At 66.6% G+C, this 6,389-nt stretch carries 9 protein-coding genes; all 9 read left to right on the top strand.

Annotation, left to right across the window (positions count from 1 at the left end; translation table 11 throughout):
* Positions 1–590, top strand: a 590-nt coding sequence (locus AC1D15_RS14310; RefSeq protein ID WP_477826511.1) for a 2-oxo acid dehydrogenase subunit E2, incomplete at its 5' end; no start/stop codon positions are given.
* Positions 591–603: 13 nt separating this feature from the next.
* A complete protein-coding gene (locus AC1D15_RS14305) occupies positions 604–1,182 on the top strand; it encodes an Ntn hydrolase family protein (RefSeq protein WP_169677063.1) in 579 nt (192 codons plus the stop codon).
* 2 nt (positions 1,183–1,184) lie between these two features.
* Positions 1,185–2,978, top strand: a complete 1,794-nt coding sequence (gene lpdA, locus AC1D15_RS14300) for a dihydrolipoyl dehydrogenase (RefSeq protein WP_477826510.1) — start codon at positions 1,185–1,187, stop codon at positions 2,976–2,978.
* Between the two features lie 713 nt (positions 2,979–3,691).
* Positions 3,692–4,570: an ATP-binding protein gene (locus AC1D15_RS14295; protein ID WP_477826509.1), complete on the top strand. Its 879-nt coding sequence runs from the start codon at positions 3,692–3,694 to the stop codon at positions 4,568–4,570.
* Positions 4,567–5,016: an NUDIX domain-containing protein gene (locus AC1D15_RS14290; RefSeq protein WP_465111187.1), complete on the top strand. Its 450-nt coding sequence runs from the start codon at positions 4,567–4,569 to the stop codon at positions 5,014–5,016. Before AC1D15_RS14295 ends, AC1D15_RS14290 begins: the two co-directional genes overlap by 4 nt.
* Positions 5,013–5,402 (top strand): phosphoribosyl-AMP cyclohydrolase, encoded by a 390-nt coding sequence (gene hisI, locus AC1D15_RS14285; RefSeq protein ID WP_465111188.1) that lies wholly within the window; start codon positions 5,013–5,015, stop codon positions 5,400–5,402. The genes AC1D15_RS14290 and hisI overlap by 4 nt, the downstream gene beginning before the upstream one ends.
* Positions 5,399–5,779: a phosphoribosyl-ATP diphosphatase gene (locus AC1D15_RS14280; protein ID WP_477826508.1), complete on the top strand. Its 381-nt coding sequence runs from the start codon at positions 5,399–5,401 to the stop codon at positions 5,777–5,779. The genes hisI and AC1D15_RS14280 overlap by 4 nt, the downstream gene beginning before the upstream one ends.
* A complete protein-coding gene (locus AC1D15_RS14275) occupies positions 5,776–6,165 on the top strand; it encodes a DUF4870 family protein (RefSeq protein WP_465111189.1) in 390 nt (129 codons plus the stop codon). The genes AC1D15_RS14280 and AC1D15_RS14275 overlap by 4 nt, the downstream gene beginning before the upstream one ends.
* Positions 6,162–6,389: HIT domain-containing protein (locus tag AC1D15_RS14270; protein WP_477826507.1), on the top strand; the 228-nt coding region annotated here is incomplete at its 3' end. The genes AC1D15_RS14275 and AC1D15_RS14270, both read left to right, overlap by 4 nt.

Genomic DNA, 6,389 nt, shown 5'->3' with positions numbered 1-6,389 from the left:
ATGCCGACATCACCGAGCTCGAAGCCTTCCGCGTGCAGCTGAACAAGGAGAACGAGAAGTCGGGCGTCAAGGTCACGATGCTCGCCTTCCTGATCAAGGCCTGTGTTGCGGCGCTGAAGAAGTTCCCCGAGTTCAACGCCTCGCTCGACGGCGAGCAGCTGGTGCTGAAGCAGTACTTCCACATCGGCTTCGCGGCCGACACGCCGAACGGGCTGATGGTTCCGGTGATCCGGGATGCCGACAAGAAGGGCATCCTGCAGATCAGCAAGGAGATGAACGAACTCGCCGGCAAGGCGCGCGAGGGCAAGCTGGCGCCGGCCGAGATGACCGGCGGCTGCTTCTCGATCAGCTCGCTGGGCGGCATCGGCGGCACCTACTTCACGCCGATCATCAACGCGCCGGAGGTCTCGATCCTCGGCGTGTGCAAGTCGGCGACGCGCCCGGTGTGGGACGGCAAGGCCTTCCAGCCGCGCCTGATCCTGCCGCTGAGCCTGAGCTGGGACCACCGGGTGATCGACGGCGCCTCGGCGGCGCGCTTCAACACCTACCTCGCGCAGATCCTGGCCGACTTCCGCCGCGTCCTGCTCTGAGCGGACCCACCCCATGACGACCGTGGTGGTGGTCCGCAAGGGAACCCAGGTGGCRCTCGCGTCCGACAGCCTCGTGACCTTCGGGGACACGCGGCTGGCGCATGGGTATGAAGAGAACGAGAAGCTGTTTCGCGTCGGCGATTCGTGGGTCGGCATGGCCGGCACCACCGCGCACTTCCCGGTGCTGCGGCGGGTGCTGAACAGCCTGCCGCCCGACGACCTGAAGCTGCAGTCGCGCGACGAGGTGTTCGACACCTTCCTGAAGGTGCACCCGAAGCTGAAGGAGACCTTCTTCCTGAACCCGAAGGAAGAAGATGCCGACCCGTACGAGAGCTCGCAGTTCACGGCGCTGATCGCGAATGCGACCGGCATCTACGGCGTGTATTCGTACCGCGAGGTGTTCGAGTTCGATCGCTTCTGGGCGATCGGCTCGGGCCGTGCGTTTGCGCTGGGCGCGATGTACGGCGCTTACGGCGGCAAGCTGACCGCGCGCGAGATCGCCGAGCTGGGCGTGCGCGCCGGCTGCGAATTCGACAAGAACTCGGCCGGGCCCATCAAGGCCCACACGATCAAACTGAAGGCGAAAGACTGAGCATGGCACTGATCGACATCAAGGTCCCGGACATCGGCGACTTCAAGGACGTGGCCATCATCGAGCTGCTGGTCAAGCCCGGCGACACGGTGAAGGCGGAGCAGTCGCTGATCACGGTCGAGAGCGACAAGGCCTCGATGGAGATCCCGTCGTCGCATGCCGGCGTCGTGAAGGACGTCAAGGTGAAGGTGGGCGACGTGGTGAACCAGGGGTCGGTGATCCTGGCGCTGGAGGCCGCAGGTGCGGCCGCACCGGCTGCCGCCGCGACGCCTGCACCCGCTGCTGCGACGCCTGCTGCCGCGCCGTCCCCCGCAGCAGCCACACCGGCGCCGCAGGCCTCCAGTTTTTCCGGCACTGTCGACCTCGAATGCGACATGCTGGTGCTCGGCGCCGGCCCGGGCGGCTACTCGGCCGCGTTCCGCGCCGCCGACCTCGGCCTGAAGACGGTGATGATCGAGCGCTTCGCCACGCTCGGTGGCGTGTGCCTGAACGTCGGCTGCATTCCGTCAAAGGCGCTGCTGCACGTTGCGTCGGTGATGGACGAGGTCAAGCACTTCGATGCGCTGGGCATCGGCTTCCAGGCCCCGAGCGTGGATCTCGGCAAGCTGCTCAAGCACAAGGAAAAGGTGGTCGGCAAGCTGACCAACGGCCTGACCGCGATGGCCAAGATGCGCAAGGTGACGGTGGTGCAGGGCACGGCCGAGTTCGCCGATCCGCACCACATCACCGTGGCCTTGGCCAAGGGCGGCACGCAGACCATCCGTTTCAAGCGCGCGATCATCGCGGCCGGCTCCGAGGCGGTGAAGCTGCCGTTCCTGCCGAAGGACGATCCGCGCGTCGTCACCTCGACCGGCGCGCTCGAGTTGCGCCAGAACCCGAAGCGCATGCTGATCGTCGGCGGCGGCATCATCGGGCTGGAGATGGGCACGGTGTATTCGTCGCTCGGTGCGCGGCTCGACGTGGTCGAGATGCTGGACGGCCTGATGCAGGGTGCCGACCGCGACCTCGTGAAGGTGTGGCAGAAGATGAACGCGCCGCGCTTCGACAACATCATGCTGAAGACGAAGACCGTCGGCGCCGAGGCGACGAAGGACGGCATCCTGGTGCGTTTCGAGGGCGAGGGCGCGCCGAAGGAGCCGCAGCTGTACGACCTGGTGCTGCAGGCGGTGGGCCGTGTGCCCAACGGCAAGCGCATCGGTGCCGAGAAGGCTGGCGTGGTCGTCGGCGAGCGCGGGTTCATTCCGGTCGACGTGCAGATGCGCACCAACGTGCCGCACATCTTCGCGATCGGCGACATCGTCGGCCAGCCGATGCTGGCGCACAAGGCGACGCATGAAGGGCATGTGGCGGCGGAAGTCGCGGCCGGCGAGCAGCTGGGCGATGAGCACCTGGCCAAGGCCGAGTTCATTGCGCGCGTGATCCCGAGCGTGGCCTACACCGATCCGGAAGTGGCCTGGGTGGGCGTGACCGAGGACGAGGCGAAGGCCAAGGGGCTGAAGGTGAAGAAGGGCCTGTTCCCGTGGAACGCGTCGGGCCGCGCGATCGCGAACACCCGCGACGAGGGCTTCACGAAGCTGCTGTTCGACGAGACGACGCATGCCATCGTCGGCGGCGGCATCGTCGGCACGCATGCGGGCGACATGATCGGCGAGATCGCGCTGGCGATCGAGATGGGGGCGGATGCGGTGGACATCGGTCGCACGATCCATCCGCACCCGACGCTTGGCGAGACCATCGGGTTGGCGGCGGAGGCCTTCGAAGGGGCTTGTACGGATCTGCCGCCGGTGAAGCGGTAGTTCGGTCTKCGTCTGCGCGGCAAAGGCGCGGGTGGGTAGGCTGTGGCTCGCCGGCCGGGTCGGTCATCGCCCCTGGCGGGGCGATGACTMCCCTCCGCTGRCTGGTTTCATGGCCCGTCGCCCAAACTCCCTCCGTTCGCTTCGCTCACTGTGGTCAAACAGTGTGCGACAGTCAGTTCACGAAGCGTGCTGCGCACGCGGGCCATGAAACCAGCCAGCTCCGGCGMCCCGTCCTGATTGGCGCTCCMCAGCCTMCCCACCCGCGCCTTTGCSASCACCGCCRSRCTGTGTTTGGGGGAAAAGATTGAAGTGAYCGACAAGCGYGCCAACGCTCGCACGYTYGTCGGTCACTTCAATCTTTTCCCCCCAACAAGAGCGRCTGGTGGTGMGCGGCGCGGCGGGTGAGGGRATGGGCTGGGGGCGAYTTCTGRGGCGACGGAGAAGRTCGGCTTTGGGGATGGCGCGCGCCAGCGCGCTTCGTAGAYATACTCATCGGCWSTGTTTGACCACAACGAACGAAGTGAGTGGAGGGAGTTTGCCGATGCATCCCCAAAGCCGAGCTTCTYCGTGGAGTCGGCCCGCCAGGGCCGACCGCCGAGGCTGAGCCCCCAGCCCATCCCCTCACCCGCCGCGCCGCCACGCGACGCGACGAGACCCAATACACTGACGGCCCCATTCCAGCCCAGGTGCCGGCAACAGCCCGGCGGTCTTGCATGTCTCTTGCTCCCGACACGTTGCTGCAGTTGGTCCAACGCGCCGAGGCGCTGCTCACACGGCTGGAGGCGGTGCTGCCGCAGCCGCTGGTTGCGCCCGATTGGTCCGCGTCGATCGCGTTTCGGTATCGCCGGCGGGGTGCCTCGGGCCAGCTGCTGCCGGTGCGTCATGTGGCGCATGTGCGGCTCAGCGAGCTGGTCGAGGTCGAGCCGCAGAAGRAGCGCCTGCTGCGCAACACCGCGCAGTTCGTGGCCGGCCACGCCGCCAACAACGTGCTGCTGACCGGCGCACGCGGCACCGGCAAGAGCTCGCTGATCAAGGCCTGCCTGAACGAGTTTTCCGATCGCGGCCTGCGCCTGATCGAAGTCGACAAGGCCGATCTCGTCGACCTGCCCGACCTCGTCGACCTGGTCGCCGACCGGCCTGAACGCTTCGTCGTGTTCTGCGACGACCTCAGCTTCGACGAAGGCGAGCCCGGCTACAAGGCGCTCAAATCCATCCTCGACGGCTCGATTTCGCAGGCCTCCGACAACGTGCTGATCTACGCGACCAGCAACCGCCGCCACCTGCTGCCCGAGTACATGAAGGAGAACCTCACCTACCAGCACACCGAGGATGGCGAGGTCCACCCCGGCGAAGTGATCGAGGAAAAGATCTCGCTCAGCGAACGCTTCGGGCTGTGGGTCAGCTTCTACCCGTTCAGCCAGGACGAATACCTCGCGATCGTCGCGCAATGGCTGCGCGGCTTCGGCGTCGGCGAGGACGAGATCGCCGCCGCCCGCCAGCCCTCGCTGGTGTGGGCGCTGGAGCGCGGGTCGCGCTCCGGGCGTGTCGCGTTCCAGTTCGCAAAAGACTACGCCGGGCGGCACGCGTCATGAGTACCGCTGCCGAGCGCACGCCGGTCGAAGTCGCCGTGGGCGTGCTGATCGATGCCGACGGCCGCTTCCTGCTGACCAGCCGGCCCGACGGCAAGGTCTACGCCGGCTACTGGGAGTTCCCCGGCGGCAAGCTGGAGGCCGGCGAGACCGTCGAGCAGGCACTGCGCCGCGAACTGCACGAGGAGATCGGCATCACGATCGGGCCGGTGCAGCCGTGGAAGGTCGAGATCGTCGACTACCCGCATGCACGGGTGCGCCTCCACTTCTGCAAGGTCTTCGCGTGGACCGGCGAGTTCGAGATGCGCGAGGCCCAGCAGATGGCCTGGCAGAGCCTGCCGGTGCAGGTGCAGCCGGTGCTGCCGGGCACCGTGCCGGTGCTGGCATGGTTCGCCGAGGAGCGCGGGTTCTCGGGCCCGACTTATGCGACGGATACACTCGCCCGATGAGCTGGCTCGACGAGATCAAGTGGGATGCGCAAGGCCTGCTGCCGGTGATCGCGCAGGAGGTCGGCAGCAACGACGTGCTGATGTTCGCGTTCATGAACCGCGAAGCCCTGGCCCGCACCGCCGAGCTCGGCGAGGCGGTCTATTACAGCCGCTCGCGCCAGCGCCTGTGGCACAAGGGCGAGGAAAGCGGCCATGTGCAGCAGGTGCACGAGATGCGCCTCGATTGCGACAACGACGTGCTGCTGCTGAAGGTGACCCAGCGCGGCCATGAACCTGGAATAGCCTGCCACACCGGCCGCCACAGCTGCTTCTTCCAGCTTTACAAGGACGGCGCCTGGCACACCGTCGAGCCGGTCTTGAAAGACCCCGGGACGATCTACAAATGACGGATGTGAAAACCGCGGTGAAAGACACTCGCAACGGCAACGACACGCTGGCCCGGCTGGCGGCGGTGATCGAGTCGCGCCGCCAGGGCGACCCGGACAAGAGCTACGTCGCCCGGCTGTTCCACAAGGGCACCGACGCGATCCTGAAGAAGATCGGCGAAGAGGCCACCGAGACGGTGATGGCCGCCAAGGACGGCGACCGCCAGAAGATCGTCTACGAGGTCGCCGACCTGTGGTTCCATTCGATGCTCGCGCTGAGTGCGTTCGGCCTGACACCGGCCGACGTGCTGGCCGAGCTGGAGCGGCGCGAGGGCCTGTCGGGCCTCGAGGAATTCGCCGCACGCAAGTTGCAAACCCGAGAGGCGGACGGAACATGAACGATGTCGTGACCAAGCTTTCCGACAGCGAGCAGTCGCTGAAGAACATCGGCCACATCAGCTACGCACTGCATGCGATCGTCGCGGTCGCCGCCGTGGTGCCCGGCGCGCAGGTCACGCCGGTGCTGCTGATCGTCGCCTTCATCCTCGACCTCGTGAAAAAGGACGATGCCGCCGGCACCTGGCAGGAATCGCACTTCCGCTGGCGCATCCGCTCGGTGATCTGGGCCGCCGTGCTGTACATCGTGACGGTGCCGCTGTGGTTCCTGCTCTTCCTCCCAGGCTGGATCGCGTGGGTCATCATCTCGATCTGGTTCCTCTACCGCGTCGTGCGCGGCTGGGTGAACCTGAACTCCAACACGCCGATGCCGGTGCCCGCGCCATGAGCCATGATCCGAACTGCATCTTCTGCAAGATCGCGGCCGGCCAGATTCCGAGCCGCAAGGTCTACGAAGACGACGAACTGATCGCCTTCCACGACATCGCGCCGTGGGCACCGATCCACTTCCTGATCGTGCCCAAGGAGCATCTGGCATCGCTGTACGACACCGTGCCGGACAAGCACCAGGCCCTGCTCGGCAAGATGCTGGCGCTGGCCCCCGGGCTCGCC

The organism is Rhizobacter sp. P2_H2 (genome assembly GCF_056403375.1).
The sequence above is the reverse complement of the archived record's forward strand: the minus strand, read 5'-3'. Positions and strand labels throughout refer to the sequence as shown.

Bases quoted from the DNA above. Each gene is read 5' to 3' on its own strand.
- hisI (WP_465111188.1), top strand. From the start codon at position 5,013: ATGAGCTGGCTCGACGAGATCAAGTGGGATGCGCAAGGCCTGCTGCCG.
- AC1D15_RS14280 (WP_477826508.1), top strand. From the start codon at position 5,399: ATGACGGATGTGAAAACCGCGGTGAAAGACACTCGCAACGGCAACGAC.
- lpdA (WP_477826510.1), top strand. From the start codon at position 1,185: ATGGCACTGATCGACATCAAGGTCCCGGACATCGGCGACTTCAAGGAC.
- AC1D15_RS14290 (WP_465111187.1), top strand. From the start codon at position 4,567: ATGAGTACCGCTGCCGAGCGCACGCCGGTCGAAGTCGCCGTGGGCGTG.
- AC1D15_RS14275 (WP_465111189.1), top strand. From the start codon at position 5,776: ATGAACGATGTCGTGACCAAGCTTTCCGACAGCGAGCAGTCGCTGAAG.